Raw genomic sequence first — 19800 nt, 5'->3', positions numbered from 1 at the left:
GTAGCTCGCCTTCTAGGCAGCACGTCCATGCGCTATGTCAGCACCCGCGGGAACGCGCCCGCGCTCGACTTCGCGGGCGTCACGCTCGCCGGCCTCGCCTCCGATGGCGGGCTGTACGTGCCCGAAACCTGGCCGACGCTGTCGCCGGACGCGATCGGCGCGCTGAAGGGCCTGTCCTACGTCGATACCGCCGTGGCGGTGATGGCGCCGTTCGTCGAGGGCACGTTGACCCGCGAGGAGCTGCGCGGGCTGTGCGCGGCCGCCTACGGCGCGTTCAGCCACGACGCGGTGACGCCGCTGGTGCAGCTCGACCACGACCAGTGGCTGCTGGAGCTGTTCCATGGGCCGACGCTGGCGTTCAAGGACGTGGCGCTGCAACTGCTGGGACATCTGTTCGAGCGGTTCCTGAAGGGCACCGACCAGCATCTGACGATCGTCGGCGCGACCAGCGGCGATACCGGATCGGCGGCGATCGACGCGGTGGCGGGGCGCGAGGGGGTCGACATCTTCATGCTCCACCCAGAGGGCCGGGTGAGTGAGGTGCAGCGGCGGCAGATGACCACGGTCGGCGCGCCCAACGTCCATAACATCGCGATCCGCGGCGACTTCGACACCGCGCAGGCGCTGGTGAAGGCGATGTTCAACGACGCGTCGTTCGCAGGCCGCTTCCGGCTGTCGGCGGTGAATTCGATCAACTGGGCGCGGTTGATGGCGCAGGTGGTCTATTACTTCTACGCCGCGGTGCGGCTGGGCGCGCCCGCCAGGCCGGTGGCGTTCAGCGTGCCCACCGGCAATTTCGGCGACGTCTTCGCGGGATACGTGGCGGCGAAGATGGGGCTGCCGGTCGCCAGGCTGGTGGTCGCGACCAACGTCAACGACATCCTGGCGCGCGCGCTGTCGAACGGCGATTATTCCAGCCGCGCGGTCGTGCCGACCCCGACGCCGTCGATGGACATCCAGGTGTCGAGCAACTTCGAGCGGCTGCTGTTCGACCTGGGCGGGCGCGACGGCGCGGCACTGGCGGAGCAGATGCGTAGCTTCGAGGATGCGCGCAGCATCCGGCTGACCAATGCGCAGACGCAAGGAGCGGCGCCGCTGTTCGTCGGCGAGCGTGTCGATACCGACGAGATGGCGGTGGCGATGCGGCACGCGCACGAGCGTGCGGGGCAGATCGTCGACCCGCATACCGCGATCGCGCTGGCGGCGGCGCAACGCCATGCCGCGCAGGGCGTGCCGATGGTGACGCTGGCGACCGCGCACCCCGCCAAGTTCGGCGACGCGGTGGAGCGCGCGACCGGCACCCGCCCCGCGTTGCCGCCGCGCGTCGGCGACCTGTTCGAGCGCGAGGAACGGTATGTAACGCTCGACGCCACTTATGAGGCGGTCAGCGGTTACGTGGCGCAACATGCGGTGCCGCGCGGCTGACATGCAGCTGTCGACGCTGATCGGGGAGCCGTGGGCGGATTACGGGCTGGTCGATTCGGGCCATGGCCGCAAGCTGGAACGCTATGGCCGGTTCCGCTTCATCCGCCCCGAGCCGCAGGCCTTGTGGGCACCCGCCAGGCCCGACTGGCGCGCGCACGGCGAGTTCGTGCCGGGCAGCGACGAGGACGGCGGCGGGCAGTGGCGCTTCGCCGAGCCGGTGCCGCGCGATGGCTGGCCGCTGGCCTGGGGAGAAGGCGACGCCAAGGTGCGCTTCACCGCGCAGACCACGCCGTTCCGACACCTGGGCTTTTTCCCGGACATGGCGCCGGTATGGTCGTGGATGCGCGGGCGGCTGGCGGGCTGCGCTGAACCCGAGTGCCTGAACCTGTTCGGCTATACCGGGGTCGGCACGCTGGCGCTGTCGGCTACGGCTGCGAAGATGGTGCATGTCGATGCGTCGAAGAAGTCAGTCGAGGCGGCGCGCGGCAATGCGGCGCTGTCCGGACTTTCGGGCGCGCCGGTGCGCTGGATGATCGACGACGCCGCCAAGTTCGTCGCGCGCGAGGTGCGGCGCGGGCGGCGCTATGACGGCATTCTGCTCGACCCGCCCAAATACGGGCGTGGGCCGGACGGCGAGGTGTGGCGGCTGGAGGAGCATCTGCCGGCACTGATCGCGGATTGCCGGCGGTTGCTCGATGCCGAGTCGCGCTACCTGTTCCTGACCGTCTATGCGGTGCGGATGTCGGCGCTGGCGATCGGCGAGATGCTGCGACAGGTGTTCGCGGACCTGCCCGGTACGGTGGAGGCGGGCGAACTGGCGGTCCGCGAGGAAGCGCGCGGCCTGGCGCTACCGACGGCGATCTGGGCGCGCTGGTCGCGGTAGGTTCGGGGCGTCAATCGGTACCGGCAGTCGGTCGCCCAATCCTTCCCCCGGAACACGCCCTTCGACAAGCTCGGGACGAACGGGGTGGTGGATGCAGGCCCGCGAAGTGCCTTTTACGCGCTGCCGGCGCGCATCGCCGCGCCGGCGACGAGCGGCGCGCCCGCCAGCAACACCAGGCTGACCGCCGCCAGCAGCTTCAGCCCGCTTACGCCCCCGTCGATCGCGCCCGCGCCGAAGATCAGCAGCGGCACGGCGAGCGGCAGCATGACCAGCCCCGCCACCGCGCCCGCGCCGCGTAAGCCGGTGACCAATGCGCCGGTGGCGACCGCCAGCGCGGCGAGCCCGGGCGTTCCCAATAGAAGCCCCGCCTCGACCATAAGCAACCGCTGCGCCGACAGGTCGAGCAGCCCGGCGGCCACCACCGCCGCCAGCATCAGCGGCGGGGCGAAGGCGCACCAATGCGCGGCGATCTTTATCGCCGCCACGGTCGTCGGCGCGATTCCGCGAACGACGAGTTGATCGAGCACGCCAGCTTCCAGATCGGGCTGCACCAGCCGCTCGACCGGGAGCAGCGCCGCCAGCAGCGCGGCGGCCCAGATCACCCCGCCGCCGACCCGCGCCAGCAATGTCGCGTCGGGGCCGATCGCGAACGGGAACAGCACCGCGACCAGCAGGAAGAAGGCGATGACGAGCGTCGCGCCGCCCCCGGCATAGCCGCGGCGCACGTCGCGCCAGAACAGCGCGATCACAGCGCCACCGTGGCGGCATCGCGCACCGACAGCGGCTGGTGCGTGGTGACGACCACCGCGCCGCCGCCGCCGCGATGCCCCTCGATCAATCCTTCGAGCCGCGCGACCGCGGCGGCGTCGAGCCCGCTGGCGGGTTCGTCGAGCAGCCAGAGGTCGGCGCCGCTCGCCACCACGCGCGCCAGCGCGGCGCGGCGGCGCTGGCCGGTCGACAGCATCCGCACCGGCACGTCGGCGAGGTCGTCGAGCGCGACCGCCGCCAGCGCCGCTGCGACGCGCATGTCCGCCGATGCGCGGCCATCCAGCGTGGCCCAGAAGTGGAGCGCCTCGCCCAGCCGGCGCTCGGCATCGAGCGCGGCCGCCTCGCCCAGCCAGGCGACGCGCCCGTCGCGCGCGACGGTGCCGGCGAGGGGAGCGAGCAATCCGGCCAGGACGCGCAACAGGCTCGACTTGCCCGCGCCGTTCGGACCGGTAACGAGCAGCGCACCGCCGCGCGGCACGTCGAGGTCGAGCCCCTCGACCAGCACGCGCCGGCCGCGGGCGACGGTCAACGCGCGCGCCGTCAGCGTGCTCAATCGGTCACCGCATCTTCCAGCGCGTGCATGTCCTCGTCGGACAGGCCGAAATGATGCCCGATCTCGTGAACGGTGACGTGCGCGACCAGGTCGTCGAGCCGCACCCCGGTCTCGCACCATTCGGCGAGGATCGCCTGGCGGTACAGATGGATGCGGTCGGGCATCGCGCCGCTGTCGAACGCGCTTTTCTCGCCGACCGGCCGCCCGTGGTAGAGGCCGGTCAGATCGAGCGGGTGCTCCAGCCCGAGCGCGGCGAGCGTCTCCGCGTCCGCCTCTTCCTCGACCAGCAGCACGACGTCGCCGAGATGGGCGCGAAATTCGGCGGGGAGTCGCGCGATCACCGCGCGGGCATGCGCCTCGATCGCGTCCGCGGAGGGCGCCGCCCCCATTGCCTCTTGCCGGTCCATGCCGCCCGCCATACCCGTGCGCGGACCGACACGGAAGGGAGCGCGACATGGCCGACACGATCGAACCGCTGAGCGAGGCCGAGCGCGCCGACGCGCTCGATGCGCTGCCCGACTGGGACTACGACGAGGGGCGCGACGCGATCACCCGCTCGATCGTGTTCACCGACTTCGCCGAGGCGTTCGGGTTCATGACGCAGGTCGCGCTGCTCGCCGAGCGCGCCGATCACCATCCGGAGTGGAGCAACGTCTGGAACCGCGTCGAAATCCTGCTGACCACGCACGATGCCGGCGGGCTGTCGGGGCGCGACATCGAACTGGCGACCGCGATCGACGCGATCCTGGGAGGTTAGAAGCATAAGCGACTGATCGTCATCAACATGATTTGACGGAACATCCCGGCGGAGTCGCCCGTATCCGTCACCCTATGCCGGCACCCGAGACACCGATGTTCCGCTGGACGCATCATGCGCAGGCGGGGCTGGAATCCCTGCTTCACGCGCATATCGCCGATCGCGCCTTTCCCTGTGTGGGCGCGAAGGCGGCGATGGCACGCGGCACGATGAACGTGCTGGCGTGCACCAGCATCGACAGCGCGTGGGACGACCTGCGCATCCATGACGGGCTGGTCCAGTTCGCGGCGGCGTATCGCGAGGATCCGACGCTGTTCCGCAGCTTCGCGGTGGTGTTCGACGGTCCCGAGGATCTCGACGAGCCGGCGTTCGAAGCGGCGCTGTGGCAGCGGATCCAGTCGCTGTCCGACAAGGACGTGTGGCGCGGACAGCAATATGACGCGCGCGTCAGCCACGACCCGGCCGATTCGCATTTCTCGCTGAGCTTCGGCGGCGAGGCGTTCTTCGTCGTCGGGCTGCATCCGCACGCGTCGCGCCCGGCGCGCCGCTTCGCGCGCCCGACATTGGTCTTCAATCTGCACGATCAGTTCGAACAGCTGCGGGCCGATGGCCGGTACGAAACGATGCGCGAGGCGATCATGGTGCGCGACGAGGCGATCGCGGGATCGCGCAACCCGATGCTGGCGCGCCACGGCGAGGCCAGCGAGGCGCGGCAATATAGCGGGCGCGTCGTCGACGAGGCGTGGCGCTGCCCGTTCCACTATGCGGGCAAGGGCGAGGATACCAAGCACGCATGACCGGCACGGTGCATGAGATCGCCCCACGCAGCGGCGCGGGGTTCACGCTGGGCGCCGGACAGACCCTGACCGTGATCGACCCGCAGGGGGTGCAGGTCGCGGACCTGCTGGCGTATAATGCGGCCGACGTGCGCGAGGTGCTGTCGTCGGGGCGGACGCTGGATTATGCGGAGACGATCCGGCTGACGACCGGGCACAAGCTTTATTCCAACCGCTCGAACGTGATGCTGGAAATCGTCGAGGATACGGTCGGGCGGCACGACTTCCTGCTGACGCCGTGCTCCTATGCGACGTTCGACCATTTCTATCCCGACCTGCCGCGGCATCGCGGATGCTTCGGCAACCTCGCCGAGGCGCTGGCGCCGTGGGGGGTGACCGAGGACATGATCCCGGTCGCGTTCAATTGCTTCATGAACGTGCCGGTCGACGGCACGACCGGACGGCTGGAGGTGCTGCCGCCGACCAGCCGTGCGGGCGATCGGATCGTCTTCCGCGCTGCGATGGATCTGGTGATCGGGCTGACCGCCTGTTCGGCGCCGGCGTCGAACGGCGGCAGCTTCAAGCCGATCCACTACCGGGTGGAGGACTGACGCTCCGTCTCGGCGACGCGTCGCATGTAGCGCGCCGCAAAGTCGAGGTGCAGCCGTCGGATCGGGCCGTCCGGCGCGGCGCGGGCGTGCTGCTGCTCCTGCGCTACGCGTTGGCGGTAATAGTCGCCGTCGTTGCTATAGGCCATGACCGATGCTCCGATGCTGGAGGGATTGCGGTACGCTGCCGACGGGCGCGATGATGCACCCGGCCGGGTCGCGCGGCGTTGATGTCGATCAGGAAGGAAGCGTCCAAATTGCACCATCGGGATCACGTGGATTGAAGACGCTCGCCCATTCCTTCCGCCGCGCAGCGGCCGATGGGTCCGACTCGCGCGTCGAGCGTGCGGTGATCGACGAATCGCCGGTCGCGATCGAGGTGAACGGCATCGGTTATGCGGTGATGATGGCGAGCGCCTACGCACTGGAGGATTTCGCGACCGGCTTCGCGCTCTCCGAGCGGATCGTCGCGACCGCGGGCGAGATCGACGCGCTCGACCTGCATGAGACGCCGCGGGGCACGATCGTGCGGATGGCGGTGCCCCCGGCCCGCGCCGCCGCGGTGATGGAGCGGGTGCGGCGCCGCACCAGCGACAGTTCGTGCGGACTGTGCGGGATGGACAATCTCGACGCGGTGCACCGCGACCTGCCGCGCGTACCCGACAGCAGCGCCGCACCAGCGGCGATCTTCGCGGCGCTGGCGGCGATGCGCGATCACCAGCCGCTCAACCGCGCGACCGGCGCCGCGCACGCCGCGCTGCTGTGCGATGCGCACGGGGCAATCCGCGTCGCGCGCGAGGATGTCGGGCGGCACAATGCCTTCGACAAGCTGATCGGCGCGATGGCGCGACAGGGGCTGGCATGGGACGGCGGCTTTGCGCTGCTGTCGTCGCGCTGCTCGTACGAACTGGTCGAGAAGGCGGCGCTGGCGGGCTGTCCGATGCTGGTGACGGTGTCGGCGGCGACCAGCCTGGCACTGGACCGCGCCGCCGCCGCCGGGCTGACCCTGGTGTCGCTGGCGCGCGACGATGCGGTGCTTTTTGGCGCACACATGCGTTAGGGGTCCATGACCCAGCAGCACGACGATCGCCCCGATTTCACCCCCTATGACGGTCCCGCGGGCGGATGGGGGTCGGTCCGCTCGCTGGCCGACATCATCCCGCGCGAGAAGAACGTCGCCCAGACCAGCGCCGAACTGCTGCGCCAGAACAAGCCCGACGGCTTCATGTGCGTCAGCTGCGCATGGTCCAAGCCCAACCCGCCGCATCCGGCCGAGTTTTGCGAAAACGGCGCGAAGGCGACCGCGTGGGAGATCACCAGCCAGCGCGTCACCCCCGACTTCTTCCGCCGGCACACGCTGAGCGAACTGCGCGGGTGGAGCGACTATCGGCTGGAGGAAGCCGGGCGGCTGACGCATCCGATGAAATACGATGCGGCGAGCGATCGATATGTCGTCGCGCCGTGGGAGGAAGCGTTCGAGGCGATCGGCGCGCGGTTGAAGGCGTTGCCGCCCAAGTCGGTGGTCTTCTACGCCTCGGGGCGCGCCAGCCTCGAGACGTCGTACATGTGGCAGTTGATGGCGCGGCTGTACGGCAACCAGAACCTGCCCGACAGTTCGAACATGTGCCACGAATCGACCTCGGTCGGGCTGAAGACCTCGATCGGCGTGCCGGTCGGCACGACGACGCTGGAGGATTTCGACAGCACCGACTGCATCCTGCACTTCGGGCAGAACGTTGCGACCAACAGCCCGCGCATGCTCCACCAGTTGCGCGACGTGCATAAGCGCGGCGCCGACATCATCGTGTTCAACCCGTTGAAGGAGCGCGGGCTGGAGCGGTTCACCGACCCGCAGAACCCGCTGGAGATGGCCACCGGCAAAGAGACGCCGATCGCCACCCAATATCACCAGGTGAAGGCCGGCGGCGACATCGCCGTGATGACCGGGATCGCCAAATGGCTGATCGAGCAGAACGCGATCGACCACGACTTCATCGCGACGCACACGCATGATTTCGCGGCCTTCGCCGAGAAGGTCCGCGCGACCGGCTGGGGAGAGATCGAGCGCGAATCCGGGCTGACCCGTGCCGCGATCGAGCGTGCCGCCGCCGCGTACGGACGATCGAAGGCGGCGATGGCGATCTACGGCATGGGGCTGACGCAACACGTCAAGGGCGTCGACAACGTGCGGATGGTCGTGAACCTCATGCTGCTGCGCGGAAACATCGGCAGGCCGGGCGCGGGCCTGTGCCCGGTGCGCGGGCACAGCAACGTGCAGGGGCAGCGCACGGTCGGGATCACCGAGAAGACCGAACTGGCGCCGGTAGACAAATTGAAGGAACGCTATGGCTTCTCACCACCGACCGAGAAGGGGCTCGACACGGTCGAGGCGTGCCGCGGGATCATCGACGGATCGGTGAAGGCGTTCCTGTCGCTGGGCGGCAATTTCGCGCGTGCGGTGCCGGAAACCGAGCTGGTCGAGGACGGCTGGGCGCGCATGGACCTGTCGGTGCAGATCGCGACCAAACTGAACCGCAGCCACCTGATCCCGGCGGCGGGCGACACCTGGCTGCTGCCGTGCCTGGGCCGGATTGAGCGCGACCTGCAGGCGACGGGGCCGCAGCGGGTGACGATGGAGGATTCGACCAGCGTCATCCACCCGTCGCTGGGCAAGGTCGAGCCGGCCAGCCCGCACCTGTTGTCCGAACCGGCGATCGTCGCCGGGATCGCCAAGTCGTTCCTGCCGCCGAACCCGGCGATCGACTGGGATGCGTGGGTCGGCGATTATGCGCTGATCCGCGACGAGATCGCGGCGGTGATCCCCAACTTCTTCGCGCGCTTCAACGAGCGGTTGCAACAGGAGAAAGGCGGATTCTGGAAGGGCAACAAGGCCGCCGGGCGCGAATGGGATACCAAGAGCGGGAAGGCCGAGTTCCTGGTGCCCGACACGCTGAACGCGACCGGCTTCAGCGACGGCGACGGGCGCTTCCGGTTGCTGACGCTGCGGTCGAACGACCAGTTCAACACCACGATCTACGGCTATTCGGACCGCTTCCGCGGCATCAACGGCACGCGGCAGGTGGTGCTGATGAACCGCAACGACATCGCCCGCGCCGGGCTGACCGCCGGGCAGACCGTGACGCTGGCGACCGATGCGGAGGACAATCAGGACCGGCGGGTCGGCGACCTGATCGTGGTGGAATATGACATTCCGGACGGGTGCATCGCGGCCTATTATCCGGAGTGCAACCCGCTGATCCCGCTGTCGCATCATGCCGAAGAGAGTCATGTGCCGGCGGCGAAATCGGTGCCGGTGCGGGTGGTGGCCGTTTAGCCCTCTCCCCTCCGGGGAGAGGGTTGGGTGAGGGGTCGGAGCCTCGCGGAGAGCAACCTCTCGGTGAGACCCCCGCCCCTCACCCCAACCTTCTTCCCGGAGGGGAAAGGGGGCACCCCTCTCCGGCATAATTGTGCGACAAATCACCGATAGCGCGGCCGCTCGCCGTTGCCGGGGTATGTCATGCGTCTTCTCGTCCTCCTTCTCGCGTCCACCGCCGCTTTGCCCGCCGCGGCGCAGCAAGCGGCCGCGCCCGCGAACGCCCCAGCGCAGGCGACCGCCGCCGAGCCCGAGCCGGAGGAAGAAAGCAGCGAGGACATCGTCGTCACCGGATCCCGGACGCAGCGCGGTGCAGTCGTCGGCGACATCGCGCCCGAGCAGCAATTGTCCCCCGCCGACATCCGCAGCTACGGCGTCAGCTCGGTCACCGAATTGCTCAACGAACTGTCGCCGCAGACGCGATCGGGGCGCGGCGCGGGCGGCGCGCCGGTGGTGCTGCTGAACGGACGGCGGATCTCGGGTTTCCAGGAGATCCGCGACCTGCCGACCGAGGCGATCCAGCGCGTCGACATCCTGCCCGAGGAGGTCGCGCTGAAATACGGCTATCGCGCCGATCAGCGCGTCGTGAACTTCGTGCTGCGTCGCCGCTTCAAGGCGGTGACCGCCGAAGCAGAGGATCGCTTCGCGACCGAGGGCGGACGCAACACGCCGGGTGGCGAACTGGACCTCTTGCGCATCCGCGGCGACAAACGCGTCAACCTGCACCTGGAATACAGCCGCCCTGGCGCACTGACCGAGGCCGAGCGCGACATCATCCAGGCGCCGAACGCGGCGGCGGTCGGCGGCAACGTGTCATCGCAGAACCGGGGCGCGATCGACCCGCTGTTCGGGAATGCGACAACACTGGGCGTGCCGGCGTCGGCCGCGACCGTGGCCCCGGCGCTCGGTGACTTTTCGACGACGCGCAACACCACCGACCAGGGTGCGTATCGCACGCTGCTGCCGCAGCAACGGACGTTCAGCGCCAACGGCACCTATGCCACCACGATCTTCGGCAACACCTCCGCGTCGCTGAACGCGACCGTCGATCACAATGTCACGCGCGCCCTGCGCGGACTGGCGGAGGTCGATCTCGACCTGCCGGTCGGCAGCCCGTTCTCGCCGTTCGCGGTGCCGGTACGATTGACGCGAGCGTTCGACGACGTGCCGGCGCTGACGCAGCGTGTCGAGACGACCGACCTGCATCTGGGCGGCACGCTGAACGGCGATCGCGGCCAATGGCGCTGGTCGCTGACCGGCAATCTCGACCGCGACGAAAGCAACACGCTGACCACGACCGGGCTGGACGCCAGCGCGCTGCAGGCCGGGATCGACGCGTTCGATCCGCTCGCCAACCCTTATGCGCCGCTGTCGCTGGGCGCCTCCCCGGCGGATCGCGGACGGTCCGTGGCGACCAGTGCCGGGCTCGACGCGCTGGCGGCCGGCCCGCTGTTCCTGCTGCCCGCGGGCTATGCCAACACCAGCATCCGCATCGGCGCGTCGACCAGCGACTTCACCAGCGACTCGTTCCGGCGCGGGGTGGCGAGCAGCGCCGACATCGGGCGCGACGTCGCCAATGCGCAGCTCAACCTCGACCTCCCGATCGCCAACCGCGCGCAAGGCGTGCTGAGCGCACTGGGGCGGCTGTCGATCAACGGCAATCTGGCGGTCGACCAGCTGTCGGACTTCGGGACGCTGTGGACGATCGGATACGGCGCGAACTGGACGCCGATCACCGGCGTGCGCGTGCTCGCGTCGGTGACCGAGGAGGACGAGGCGCCGTCCGCGCAGCAGCTCGGCAATCCGACCGTCACGACGCCGGGCGTGCGGGTGTTCGATTACGTGCGCGGCACCACCGCGACGGTGACGACGGTGACCGGCGGCAATCCGAACCTGATCGCGGACAACCGCCACGCGCTGAAGCTCGGCGTCGACATCACCCCGTGGAGCGCGCGGCAGATCAACTTCCGTGCCGATTACACGCGCCAGACGACGGATGATCCGATCGCGGCCTTCCCCAGCGCGACCGCCGCGATCGAGGCCGCTTTCCCCGACCGTTTCCAGCGCGATACGGCGGGCAATTTGCTGCGCATCGACTCGCGCCCGATCAACTTCGCGCGCAGCGAGACGTCACAGCTACGCTACGGTGTGAACCTGTCGTTCCGGATCAAGTCGGAGTTGCAGAAGCGGATCGAGGCGTATCGCGCCGGCGAGGGGCCGAACCCGTTCGAGGGGTTGCGGCCGCCCGGCGGTGAACGGCGCCCCGATCGCCCCGCCACCGATCCTACCCGGCCGGACGGCAGCGCGATGAACGGCGGGCGACCGGATGCCGGCGGTGCCCCCCAGGGTGGTCCGCCGGGCGGCGGGCGTGGCTTTGGTGGACGCGGCTTTGGTGGGGGTGGCGGCGGACAGGCCGGCGGCCGGGTGCAGTTCGCGCTGTATCACACCTGGCATCTGACCGAGCGCGTCACGGTCGCGGACGGCGGGCCGGTGCTCGACCTGCTGAACGGCGACGCGATCGGCGCGGCGGGCGGGCAGGCGCGGCACGAACTGGAGGGACAGGCCGGCTACGTCAACAACGGGCTCGGCGCGCGGCTGTCGGTCAATTACCAGAGCGGGACGCGCGTAAACGGCGGGACCGCGGCGGCGCCGGAGACGCTCGACTTCGGCGGGCTGGCGACCGCGAACCTGCGACTGTTCGCGGACCTGGGCGGCAACATCGACTGGGTGCGCGCGCACCCGTGGATGCGCGGCATGCGGGTGAGCGTCCAGCTCGACAATCTGTTCAACACTCGCCGCGACGTCCGCGATCAGAGCGGCGCGGTGCCGATCGGGTTTCAGCCGGGCTATCTCGACCCGGTCGGGCGCACGATCCGGGTATCGGTGCGAAAACTGTTCTTTTGACGGATTACAGGCCGATGCGCACCGCCAACCAGCGCGCGGCCGCCTCCGGAGTCTGCTTGTCGCGGTCGCGATCGACGCGGTAATTGGCCTCACGCATCGTCGCCACCGGGATACGTCCGATCAGCGGGCGCAGCGCCGCGGCGAAGCGCCGATCGCCGCGGTGCGCGGGCGACACCAGCAGGATCGCGTCGTAGCCGGGGATCGCGCGTTTCGGATCGGCGAGCACCGTCAGCCGGTCGGCGGCGATCCGCCCGTCGGAGGAGAAGGCGCTGATGACGTCGGCACGCCCGCTTTCCAGCGCGCGGTACATGAAGGTCGGGCTGTACGGTGTCGCCGAGGCGAAGCGCAGCGGATAGGCGCGGCGGATCGCCTGCCATTCGGGTCGGTCGAGGAATTCGAGATCGGCCCCGAACCGCAGCCGCGGCGCGACGCGGACCAGATCGTCCAGCGTCGCGATCCCCTGCGCCCTCGCCGCGTCACCGCGCAACGCGAACGCATAGGCATTCTCGAATCCCAGTGCACCGAGCATGGTAATTCCGCGTGTGGTGCGCGCCCAGTCGGCGATCGCGCGCAACTGGGCGGTACGCGACGGCGCGTCGGTCCGGTGCATCTCGGCGGTCCAGATCGTGCCGGCGTAATCGACGTAGACGTCGACCTCGCCGTCCGCGACCGCGCCGAACGCCACCGCGGAGCCGAGCCCGTCGCGGTAGCTGACCGTGTAGCCGGCGCGCCTCAGCCGGTCGCCGATCAACCGCGCAAGGATATATTGCTCGGAAAAGTTCTTCGCGCCCACCACCACGCGCCGGTCCCCGCCGCGCCACAGCGGCGCGCTGGCCGCCACGACCGCCAGCGCGAGGGTGCCGAGCGCCAGCCACACGCGGCCCCAACGCCGCTGCTCCGCGGCATGTTCGGCGATGCCCAGCAGCGCATCGACCCCCAGCGCCAGCGCCGCCGCGCCGATGCAGCCCGCGATCACCAGCGCCCAGGCCTGCGTCTGCAATCCCGCGAAGATCAGGTCGCCGAGGCTCGGCTGCCCGACGGTGGTCGACAGCGTCGCCGCGCCGATCGTCCACACCGCCGCAGTGCGCACGCCGGCCATCGCGACGGGCAGCACCAGCGGCAGCTCGACCAGCCGCAGCTTCTGCGCACGCGTCATCCCGATCCCGTCCGCCGCCTCGAGCACCGCCGGATCAAGCCCGCGCAAGCCGGTGACGATGTTGCGGACGACCGGCAGCAGCGCATAGAGCGTCAACGCGAGCAGCGCGGGCAGGAAGCCGAGCGCAGGCACGCCATGCCCGATCCACAGCAGCACCGGATAGAAAAGCGCGAGCAGCGCGAGGCTGGGGATCGTCTGTACCAGGCTGGCGGCGGCGAGCACCCCCGCCGCCACCCGCGGTGCGCGTGCGGCGCGGATCGCGACCGGCACGCCGATCGCCAGCGCCACGGCAAGCGCCGCCATCGCGAGCAGCAGATGCTGCGCAGCGAGCGCGGGGACGCGGGCGAGCCCGTCGCTCACCCGGCGAGCGCCGCCAGGCGCATGGCCTGATCGCGCGGCACCGCGACCAGTGCCTGCGCCGCCTCGCCCCCCGCCCCGCCCAGCAGCGCGGCCGGCGGTTCGTCGGCGACCACGCGCCCGGCCGCCATCACCACGACGCGCGTGGCGAGCAGCAGCGCCTCGGCTATGTCGTGCGTGACCATGATCGTGGTCAGCCGCATCTCGTCGTGGAGCCGCCGCACCGCTTGACCCAGCGACTCGCGCGTCACCGGGTCGAGCGCACCGAACGGCTCGTCCATCAGTAGCAGCCCCGGCCGCGTCACCAGCGCGCGGGCCACCCCGACGCGCTGCCGCTGCCCGCCCGACAGCTCGGACGGCATCCGCGTCGCCACCGCCTGCGGCAGCTCGACGAGCTCGAGCATCGTCGCGACGCGTGCCGGATCGGGGGTGTGCGCCAGCCGCAGCGGCAGCGCGATGTTCTCGGCGACGGTCAGATGCGGGAACAACCCGACATCCTGAAAGACATAGCCGATCCGCCGCCGCAGCGCCGGCGCGCGCTCGCTCGCGACGTCGGCGCCATCGAGCGTGACGCGACCGCGGTCGGGCACGACAAGCCGGTTCACGGTCTTGAGCAAGGTCGACTTGCCCGATCCCGATGCGCCGACCAGCGCGACGAACGCACCTGCGTCGATCGCCAGCGACACGTCGTCGACCGCCGCGGCGTCGGCGTAACGCTTGGCGACGCCATCGAAGGCGACCGCGGGTCCGGACGAAAGTGCTGGCATCCCCGCCGGTGATGCGGGAAGCGTGGCGCGGTAACAAGCGTTAAGACGGGAGAGCGAGTGATGAAGGCGATGCTGGTCACCGGCGGCGGCTCGGGCATCGGGCGCGCGGTGGCGCAAGTGTTCAGCGCGCGCGGCTGGCGCGTCGGGCTGGCGGACATCGATCCGAAGGGGCTGAAGGAGACCGCTGCGCTGCTGCCGGCGGATCGCACCAGCACGCATGTCATGGATGTGCGCGACCCGTCCGAATGGGAGGAAGTGCTCGCCGACTTCGCGCGCGTCGGCGACGGGCGCCTCGACGTGCTGTTCAACAATGCCGGCATCGCCGCGGGCGGTGCGTTCGCGGAGATCGGGCTGGACGCGATCGACCGCGTGATCGACGTGAACTTCCGGGGCATGGCCTATGGCGCACGCATGGCCTATCCGTACCTGAAGGCGACGCCGGGATCGTGCCTGCTCAACACCGCCTCGGCCTCGGCGATCTACGGATCGGCGGGGCTGGCGATCTATTCGGCGACCAAGTTCGCGGTGCGCGGCCTGACCGAGGCGCTGGACGGCGAATGGGCCGCCGACGGCATCCGCGTCCGCTCGCTGATGCCCAGCTTCATCGACACCAACCTGCTGTCGGCGGCGATCCCGGGCACCAACCACACCGCGCGCGACCTGGTGGTGCGCCGCAAGCTGGAGTTCACGCCCGTCGATGTGGTGGCGGAAAAGGCGTGGGCGGCGGTGCACGGCGACCGCGTCCACACGGTGGTCGGCAAGACCGCGCAGCGCATGGCGTTCGCGGCGCGCTGGATGCCGGGCCGCCTGCGCGCGATGATGCGGGCGCGGTGAGGCAAAAGAACCTCCATCGTCAGCCCCGCGAAGGCGGGGATCCAGACGCGCAGGTCTATCGATCGAGCCGCAACGTCAGAGGTTCTGGATTCCCGCCTGCGCGGGAAGGACGAAACGCATCACACCCGCATCGGCATCAGCACGTACAGCGCCGGGCTCTTGTCGTTCTCGCGGATCAGCGTCGGGGCGGCGGCATCCGCCAGATGGACCTCGACCTGGTCGGTGCCGATCTGCCCCAGGATGTCCATCAGGTAGCGGCTGTTGAAACCGATCTCGAACGGCGCGGCGGCATAGTCGCCGGGCACTTCCTCGGCGGCGGTACCGTTTTCGGGGCTGGTGACCGACAGCGTGATCTTGTCGCGGTCCAGCGCCATCTTCACCGCGCGCGTCTTCTCGGTCGCAATGGTCGAGACGCGGTCGACGCCCTCCATGAAGCTTTTCGGATCGAGCTTCAGGATCTTGTCGTTGGCGGTCGGGATCACGCGGCTGTAATCCGGGAAGGTGCCGTCGATCAGCTTGGAGGTCAGGATCGCCTGCCCCAGGTCGAACCGGATCTTGGTCCCCGACAACGACACGCCGACCGAGCCGTCGACCTCGTCGAGCAGCTTGCGCAGTTCGGCGATGCATTTGCGCGGCACGATGACGTCCGGCATCCCGTTCGCGCCCTCCGGCTGTTCGACCGTCACGCGCGCCAGCCGGTGGCCGTCCGTCGCGGCGGCCTTCAGCACGCCCTCTGCGGTGTGCAGGAAGATACCGTTCAGATAATAGCGCGTCTCCTCCGTGGAGATCGCGAAGCGCGTCTTGTCGATGATCTGCTTCAGCGTCTCGGCCGGCAGCTCGAACTGCGTCGGCAATTCGCCCTCGGCGATGACCGGGAAGTCGTCGCGCGGGAGCGTCCCGAGCGAAAAGCGCGCGCGGCCTGCGACGATCGTCATCCGCCCCTCAGCGGCGGTCAGCGACACCTGCGCGCCCTCCGGCAGCTTGCGGGCGATGTCGAACAGGGTGTGCGCCGACACGGTGGTCGCGCCCGGCTGGTCGACCGTGGCGGCGACGCTTTCGTTGATCTGCAGGTCGAGGTCGGTCGCCATCAGGCGCAGCTGGCCCTCCGCGGTCGCCTCCAGCAGCACGTTCGACAGGATCGGGATGGTGTTGCGCCGCTCCACCACCGACTGGACGTGGCTCAGCCCCTTCAGCAGCGTCGCGCGTTCGATCGTCGCCTTCATCGTCACTTCCCCCGGCCCGCAGGTCACTCACCAGGGGCAATTGGCCGATTCTCCCTAGCCAAAAAGAAAGGGCCGGAGCAAGCGCCCCGACCCTTCCCGCTCCAACGCGGATGCGAAATCAGAAACGGATGCCAAGCCCCGCCATCAGCTGGTGCCGGTCGAGATCGATGTCATAGCCGTCGAGGTCGCCGTAATGCGAATAACGATATTCGGCCGTGACGAACGACGTCGGCGTCAGCTTGTACTCAAGCCCCGCGCCCAGCCGGAAGCCGTCGAGGTTGGTCTTGTCCACCAGCTCGTTCTCGGCATTGGTGGTCGCCTGGTAGCGGCTCTCGAAGCGCGCGTTGGTATAGCCGGCCTTGCCGTAGATCATCGCCTGCGGCGAGATGACGTAGCCCAGCCGACCGCCGACATAGAGGTCGCGCCCCGCCTCCACCGAGAAACGGTCGCCCGCCGCCAGCGCGTTGTAGCTGCGCGCCTTGGTGGTGGCGTCGGTCAGCTCGCCGTCGATGCCGTACAGCAGGTTGCCGCGCTGGAAATCATAGCCGATGCGGCCACCATAGGCGAGCCCCTGCCGCCCCTCGGAATCGCCGTCGCCGCCGTCCTGCACGTTGTCGTAGCCGGCCAGCACCTCGACCCGGCCGCCCTCGAACGAGCCGTTCGCCGGGCCGTCCTGCGCCATCGCCGGGGTCGCTGCCGCCACCGCCAGTACCGCCATCGCAAGCTTACGCATGTCTCACTCCATCTCACGCACCCCGAACCCTGGGGCGTGCGGCAACAAATACGCAGCGCGTCGCTCGTTGCATGAACCTGACATAAACAAGAATTTGCGTGGCGCTTCGGCAACACTGATTTCGGTTGCCTTCGTGGCGCTCCGCGGCGACAGCGCGCCACACGATGATGATCGCCCTCGCCCTGTTGTCCGCCGCCTCGGTGCGCGAACCGCTGGGCGTATGGCAGCGGTGGGCGGCACTGCGCGATTTGCCGGGCCCGCGCTGCTTCGCAATCGCGCAGCCGCTGCGCCGCGACGGCGACACCGATCGGCGTGGCGCCTATGCGCTGGTCGCGGCGCGGCAGGGCGCGACGCGCGCGTCGTCGTTGCTGCTGCGGCTGTCGCGGGCCCGCGGCGCGGGTGCGCCGCTGACGCTGGCCATCGGCGAACGGCGCTTTGCGCTGATCGGAGACCGCATGACGGCACGGGCGGGCGATGCCGCGACCGACCGCGCGATCGTCGGCGCAATGCGGGGCGCGACGGCGATGACGCTGACCACGCTCGATGCCGCGGGACGGGCGATCGCCGACACCTATCCGTTGGCCGGCGCGGCGACCGCGATCGATGCCGCGCAACTGGGCTGCGCGGCGCCATAACGCTGGAAAAATCAGCGCCTGTCGACTATGTGCGCGCGATGCTCACATCCTCGGCTGCCCCCATGCCCATCCCCGGGCACATCGATCCCGTGACCGTCCCGCGCGCCAGCGCGCCGCGTACGGACGGGCGCATCGACCTGATCGGGCTGCCGCGCGATGAATTGCGGCAGGTGCTGTCCGACGCGGGGCTCGACGCAAAGGCGGCCAAGCTGCGCGCCAAGCAGATCTGGCACTGGATCTACAACCGCGGCGCGACCGACTTTGCGGTGATGACCGACATCGCCAAGGCGCAGCATCCGTGGCTGGCCGAGCGGTTCGTGATCGGCCGCCCGCAGGTGGTGGAGGCGCAAGTGTCGACCGACGGCACGCGCAAATGGCTGCTCCGCTCCGAGGACGGACAGGATTACGAGGCGGTGTTCATCCCCGACGCCGACCGCGGGACCTTGTGCGTGTCGAGCCAGGTCGGCTGCACGCTCAACTGCCGTTTCTGCCACACCGGGACGATGCGGCTGGTGCGCAACCTGACCGCGGGCGAGATCGTCGGCCAGGTCATGCTGGCGCGCGACGCGCTCGGCGAATGGCCGAGCCAGCCCGAGGGGCGGATGCTGACCAACATCGTGATGATGGGTATGGGCGAGCCGCTCTACAATTTTGACGCGGTGCGCGATGCGCTGAAGCTGGTGATGGACGGCGACGGCCTGGCGCTCAGCAAGCGGCGAATCACGCTGTCGACCAGCGGCGTGGTGCCGATGATGGCACGCGCGGGCGAGGAGATCGGCGTCAACCTGGCCGTGTCGCTTCATGCGGTGACCAAGGACGTCCGCGACGAGATCGTGCCGCTGAACCGCAAATACGGCATCGAGGAATTGCTGCAGGCGTGCGCCGATTATCCCGGCGCCAACAACGCGCGGCGCATCACGTTCGAATACGTCATGCTCAAGGACAAGAACGATTCGGACGCCGAGGCGCAGGAACTGGTTCGGCTGCTCCGCCACTACAAGCTGCCGGCCAAGGTCAATCTGATCCCGTTCAATCCGTGGCCGGGTGCGCCCTACGAGACCTCGACGCCCGAGCGCGTGCGGCGGTTCAGCGAAATCATCTTCGAAGGCGGCATCTCCGCGCCGGTGCGCACCCCGCGCGGGCGCGACATCGATGCGGCGTGCGGACAGTTGAAGACCGCGGCCGAGAAGAAGAGCCGCGCCGAGCTCGACCGGTTGGCCGCGGAGAAGCAGGCGGCACTTGGTTGATGCCGCCGGCGTGGCGCTCGCGGCCGGGGCGGGCGTCGTCGGGGGCATGATGAACGCGCTGGCGGGTGGCGGTACCTTCGCCACCATGCCGGCGCTGCTCGCCCTCGGCACCCCCGCCAACATCGCCAACGCCACCTCCAACCTGGGGCTGATGCCGGGCGCGGCGGCGAGCGCATGGAGTTTCCGCCGCGAGTTGCAGCCGGTCGGCGGCGTTTCCGTGCGGGTGCTGGCCGCGATCACCTTCGTCGCGGGGCTGGTGGGCAGCGTGTTGCTGGTGGTCACGCCCGGCGCGGCGTTCGACCTGATCGTGCCATGGCTGCTGCTGATCGCGTTCGTCGCGATCGCCTTTGGCGCGCGCGCGGCGGACTGGCTGGCCGCGCGGGTGACGATCGGCACGCGCACGCTGATGATCGTGCAGGCGGTGCTCGGCACCTATGGCGGCTATTTCGGCGGTGGGGTCGGGATCATGACCACGGCGACCTACGGGCTGCTGGCGGGCACGAGCCCACGCGCGATGTTCGCGCCGCGCACGCTGATGCTGGCGACCGCCAATCTCGCCGCCGCCCTGGTCTTCGTCGCGTGCGGGATGGTGCGATGGGACGCGTGCCTGCCGATGCTCGCCGGGGGGATCGTCGGCGGCTGGCTGGGCGCGATCGTCGGCAAGCGGCTGCCCGCGATCGTGGTGCGGTGGTGGACGATCCTGGTCACCGGCGCGACCACCGCGGTGTTCTTCGCCCGCGCCTATGGCTGAGCAACAGCGTCGCGCCGGCCAAGCATTGTTGTGCCCGTTCAGGCGACTAT

The 19800-nt window shown here is 69.7% G+C and carries 20 protein-coding genes; 12 read left to right on the top strand and 8 right to left on the bottom strand.

Going from position 1 to position 19800, the window contains the following annotated elements; genetic code table 11:
• Positions 1-27: 27 nt before the first annotated feature.
• Together thrC and J2Y58_RS10965 are read left to right on the top strand one after the other, a co-directional pair.
• Positions 28-1425 (top strand): threonine synthase, encoded by a 1398-nt coding sequence (gene thrC, locus J2Y58_RS10970; RefSeq protein ID WP_310102833.1) that lies wholly within the window; start codon positions 28-30, stop codon positions 1423-1425.
• 1 nt (position 1426) lies between these two features.
• Complete coding sequence (locus tag J2Y58_RS10965; protein WP_310102830.1) at positions 1427-2308, top strand: class I SAM-dependent methyltransferase; 882 nt, start codon at positions 1427-1429, stop codon at positions 2306-2308.
• A gap of 113 nt (positions 2309-2421) precedes the next feature.
• Here J2Y58_RS10965 and J2Y58_RS10960 read toward each other — a convergent pair whose 3' ends face one another.
• Genes J2Y58_RS10960 through J2Y58_RS10950 form a run of 3 tightly spaced genes read right to left on the bottom strand, consistent with a single transcriptional unit; the run spans position 2422 to position 4036 of the window.
• The gene (locus J2Y58_RS10960; protein WP_310102826.1) at positions 2422-3057 is read right to left on the bottom strand and encodes a heme exporter protein CcmB; all 636 of its coding nucleotides are present in this window, start codon (positions 3055-3057) and stop codon (positions 2422-2424) included.
• Positions 3054-3629: a heme ABC exporter ATP-binding protein CcmA gene (ccmA, locus tag J2Y58_RS10955; RefSeq protein WP_310102823.1), complete on the bottom strand. Its 576-nt coding sequence runs from the start codon at positions 3627-3629 to the stop codon at positions 3054-3056. The genes J2Y58_RS10960 and ccmA overlap by 4 nt, the downstream gene beginning before the upstream one ends.
• Positions 3626-4036 carry a metallopeptidase family protein gene (locus tag J2Y58_RS10950; RefSeq protein ID WP_310102821.1) on the bottom strand — a complete coding sequence of 137 codons (411 nt, stop codon included), beginning with the start codon at positions 4034-4036 and terminating at the stop codon, positions 3626-3628. Before J2Y58_RS10950 ends, ccmA begins: the two co-directional genes overlap by 4 nt.
• A 47-nt stretch (positions 4037-4083) precedes the next feature.
• Between J2Y58_RS10950 and J2Y58_RS10945 the strand changes: the two genes are divergently transcribed.
• The 3 genes from J2Y58_RS10945 to J2Y58_RS10935 all read left to right on the top strand — a co-directional run bounded on the left by J2Y58_RS10945 (position 4084) and on the right by J2Y58_RS10935 (position 5773).
• A complete protein-coding gene (locus J2Y58_RS10945) occupies positions 4084-4386 on the top strand; it encodes a 4a-hydroxytetrahydrobiopterin dehydratase (RefSeq protein WP_310102818.1) in 303 nt (100 codons plus the stop codon).
• A gap of 95 nt (positions 4387-4481) precedes the next feature.
• On the top strand, positions 4482-5183 hold the full coding sequence (gene gntA / locus J2Y58_RS10940) for a guanitoxin biosynthesis heme-dependent pre-guanitoxin N-hydroxylase GntA (RefSeq protein ID WP_310102815.1): 702 nt from the start codon (positions 4482-4484) through the stop codon (positions 5181-5183).
• The gene (locus J2Y58_RS10935) at positions 5180-5773 is read left to right on the top strand and encodes an urea carboxylase-associated family protein (RefSeq protein ID WP_310102812.1); all 594 of its coding nucleotides are present in this window, start codon (positions 5180-5182) and stop codon (positions 5771-5773) included. The genes gntA and J2Y58_RS10935 overlap by 4 nt, the downstream gene beginning before the upstream one ends.
• On the opposite strand, the gene J2Y58_RS10930 is transcribed toward J2Y58_RS10935, so the two are convergent.
• Positions 5755-5919: a hypothetical protein gene (locus tag J2Y58_RS10930; RefSeq protein WP_310102809.1), complete on the bottom strand. Its 165-nt coding sequence runs from the start codon at positions 5917-5919 to the stop codon at positions 5755-5757. The two genes, J2Y58_RS10935 and J2Y58_RS10930, sit on opposite strands and share 19 nt — an antisense overlap.
• 131 nt (positions 5920-6050) lie before the next feature.
• Between J2Y58_RS10930 and fdhD the strand changes: the two genes are divergently transcribed.
• The 3 genes from fdhD to J2Y58_RS10915 all read left to right on the top strand — a co-directional run bounded on the left by fdhD (position 6051) and on the right by J2Y58_RS10915 (position 12047).
• Positions 6051-6830 carry a formate dehydrogenase accessory sulfurtransferase FdhD gene (gene fdhD / locus J2Y58_RS10925; RefSeq protein ID WP_310102806.1) on the top strand — a complete coding sequence of 260 codons (780 nt, stop codon included), beginning with the start codon at positions 6051-6053 and terminating at the stop codon, positions 6828-6830.
• A gap of 6 nt (positions 6831-6836) precedes the next feature.
• Positions 6837-9104: an FdhF/YdeP family oxidoreductase gene (locus J2Y58_RS10920; protein WP_310102803.1), complete on the top strand. Its 2268-nt coding sequence runs from the start codon at positions 6837-6839 to the stop codon at positions 9102-9104.
• 183 nt (positions 9105-9287) lie between these two features.
• On the top strand, positions 9288-12047 hold the full coding sequence (locus tag J2Y58_RS10915) for a TonB-dependent receptor (protein ID WP_310102800.1): 2760 nt from the start codon (positions 9288-9290) through the stop codon (positions 12045-12047).
• Between the two features lie 4 nt (positions 12048-12051).
• Here J2Y58_RS10915 and J2Y58_RS10910 read toward each other — a convergent pair whose 3' ends face one another.
• Together J2Y58_RS10910 and J2Y58_RS10905 are read right to left on the bottom strand one after the other, a co-directional pair.
• Complete coding sequence (locus J2Y58_RS10910) at positions 12052-13506, bottom strand: ABC transporter permease/substrate-binding protein (RefSeq protein WP_310103070.1); 1455 nt, start codon at positions 13504-13506, stop codon at positions 12052-12054.
• 53 nt (positions 13507-13559) lie between these two features.
• The gene (locus J2Y58_RS10905; RefSeq protein WP_310102797.1) at positions 13560-14327 is read right to left on the bottom strand and encodes an ATP-binding cassette domain-containing protein; all 768 of its coding nucleotides are present in this window, start codon (positions 14325-14327) and stop codon (positions 13560-13562) included.
• A 60-nt stretch (positions 14328-14387) separates the two neighbouring features.
• Between J2Y58_RS10905 and J2Y58_RS10900 the strand changes: the two genes are divergently transcribed.
• A complete protein-coding gene (locus J2Y58_RS10900) occupies positions 14388-15161 on the top strand; it encodes an SDR family oxidoreductase (RefSeq protein ID WP_310102794.1) in 774 nt (257 codons plus the stop codon).
• A 119-nt stretch (positions 15162-15280) separates the two neighbouring features.
• On the opposite strand, the gene dnaN is transcribed toward J2Y58_RS10900, so the two are convergent.
• Both dnaN and J2Y58_RS10890 read right to left on the bottom strand, forming a co-directional pair.
• Positions 15281-16384, bottom strand: a complete 1104-nt coding sequence (gene dnaN, locus J2Y58_RS10895; RefSeq protein ID WP_310102791.1) for a DNA polymerase III subunit beta — start codon at positions 16382-16384, stop codon at positions 15281-15283.
• Between the two features lie 118 nt (positions 16385-16502).
• Positions 16503-17117, bottom strand: a complete 615-nt coding sequence (locus J2Y58_RS10890; protein WP_310102788.1) for an outer membrane beta-barrel protein — start codon at positions 17115-17117, stop codon at positions 16503-16505.
• A gap of 164 nt (positions 17118-17281) precedes the next feature.
• Here J2Y58_RS10890 and J2Y58_RS10885 point away from each other — a divergent pair, with 164 nt between their 5' ends.
• The 3 genes from J2Y58_RS10885 (at position 17282) to J2Y58_RS10875 (ending at position 19750) form a co-directional block, all read left to right on the top strand.
• A complete protein-coding gene (locus tag J2Y58_RS10885; protein WP_310102785.1) occupies positions 17282-17752 on the top strand; it encodes a hypothetical protein in 471 nt (156 codons plus the stop codon).
• A gap of 62 nt (positions 17753-17814) precedes the next feature.
• Positions 17815-18999 (top strand): 23S rRNA (adenine(2503)-C(2))-methyltransferase RlmN, encoded by a 1185-nt coding sequence (gene rlmN, locus J2Y58_RS10880; protein WP_310102782.1) that lies wholly within the window; start codon positions 17815-17817, stop codon positions 18997-18999.
• Positions 18992-19750: a sulfite exporter TauE/SafE family protein gene (locus tag J2Y58_RS10875; protein ID WP_310102779.1), complete on the top strand. Its 759-nt coding sequence runs from the start codon at positions 18992-18994 to the stop codon at positions 19748-19750. Before rlmN ends, J2Y58_RS10875 begins: the two co-directional genes overlap by 8 nt.
• The last annotated feature ends 50 nt before the right edge of the window (positions 19751-19800 follow it).

This window comes from Sphingomonas sp. BE138 (assembly GCF_031456125.1).
GTDB lineage: Bacteria > Pseudomonadota > Alphaproteobacteria > Sphingomonadales > Sphingomonadaceae > Sphingomonas.
The sequence above is the reverse complement of the archived record's forward strand: the minus strand, read 5'-3'. Positions and strand labels throughout refer to the sequence as shown.

Bases quoted from the DNA above. Each gene is read 5' to 3' on its own strand.
- thrC (WP_310102833.1), top strand. From the start codon at position 28: ATGCGCTATGTCAGCACCCGCGGGAACGCGCCCGCGCTCGACTTCGCG.
- J2Y58_RS10965 (WP_310102830.1), top strand. From the start codon at position 1,427: ATGCAGCTGTCGACGCTGATCGGGGAGCCGTGGGCGGATTACGGGCTG.
- J2Y58_RS10950 (WP_310102821.1), bottom strand. From the start codon at position 4,036: ATGGACCGGCAAGAGGCAATGGGGGCGGCGCCCTCCGCGGACGCGATC.
- J2Y58_RS10945 (WP_310102818.1), top strand. From the start codon at position 4,084: ATGGCCGACACGATCGAACCGCTGAGCGAGGCCGAGCGCGCCGACGCG.
- gntA (WP_310102815.1), top strand. From the start codon at position 4,482: ATGTTCCGCTGGACGCATCATGCGCAGGCGGGGCTGGAATCCCTGCTT.
- J2Y58_RS10935 (WP_310102812.1), top strand. From the start codon at position 5,180: ATGACCGGCACGGTGCATGAGATCGCCCCACGCAGCGGCGCGGGGTTC.
- J2Y58_RS10930 (WP_310102809.1), bottom strand. From the start codon at position 5,919: ATGGCCTATAGCAACGACGGCGACTATTACCGCCAACGCGTAGCGCAG.
- J2Y58_RS10920 (WP_310102803.1), top strand. From the start codon at position 6,837: ATGACCCAGCAGCACGACGATCGCCCCGATTTCACCCCCTATGACGGT.
- J2Y58_RS10915 (WP_310102800.1), top strand. From the start codon at position 9,288: ATGCGTCTTCTCGTCCTCCTTCTCGCGTCCACCGCCGCTTTGCCCGCC.
- J2Y58_RS10910 (WP_310103070.1), bottom strand. From the start codon at position 13,506: ATGGCGGCGCTTGCCGTGGCGCTGGCGATCGGCGTGCCGGTCGCGATC.
- J2Y58_RS10905 (WP_310102797.1), bottom strand. From the start codon at position 14,327: ATGCCAGCACTTTCGTCCGGACCCGCGGTCGCCTTCGATGGCGTCGCC.
- J2Y58_RS10900 (WP_310102794.1), top strand. From the start codon at position 14,388: ATGAAGGCGATGCTGGTCACCGGCGGCGGCTCGGGCATCGGGCGCGCG.
- dnaN (WP_310102791.1), bottom strand. From the start codon at position 16,384: ATGAAGGCGACGATCGAACGCGCGACGCTGCTGAAGGGGCTGAGCCAC.
- J2Y58_RS10890 (WP_310102788.1), bottom strand. From the start codon at position 17,117: ATGCGTAAGCTTGCGATGGCGGTACTGGCGGTGGCGGCAGCGACCCCG.
- J2Y58_RS10885 (WP_310102785.1), top strand. From the start codon at position 17,282: ATGATGATCGCCCTCGCCCTGTTGTCCGCCGCCTCGGTGCGCGAACCG.
- rlmN (WP_310102782.1), top strand. From the start codon at position 17,815: ATGCCCATCCCCGGGCACATCGATCCCGTGACCGTCCCGCGCGCCAGC.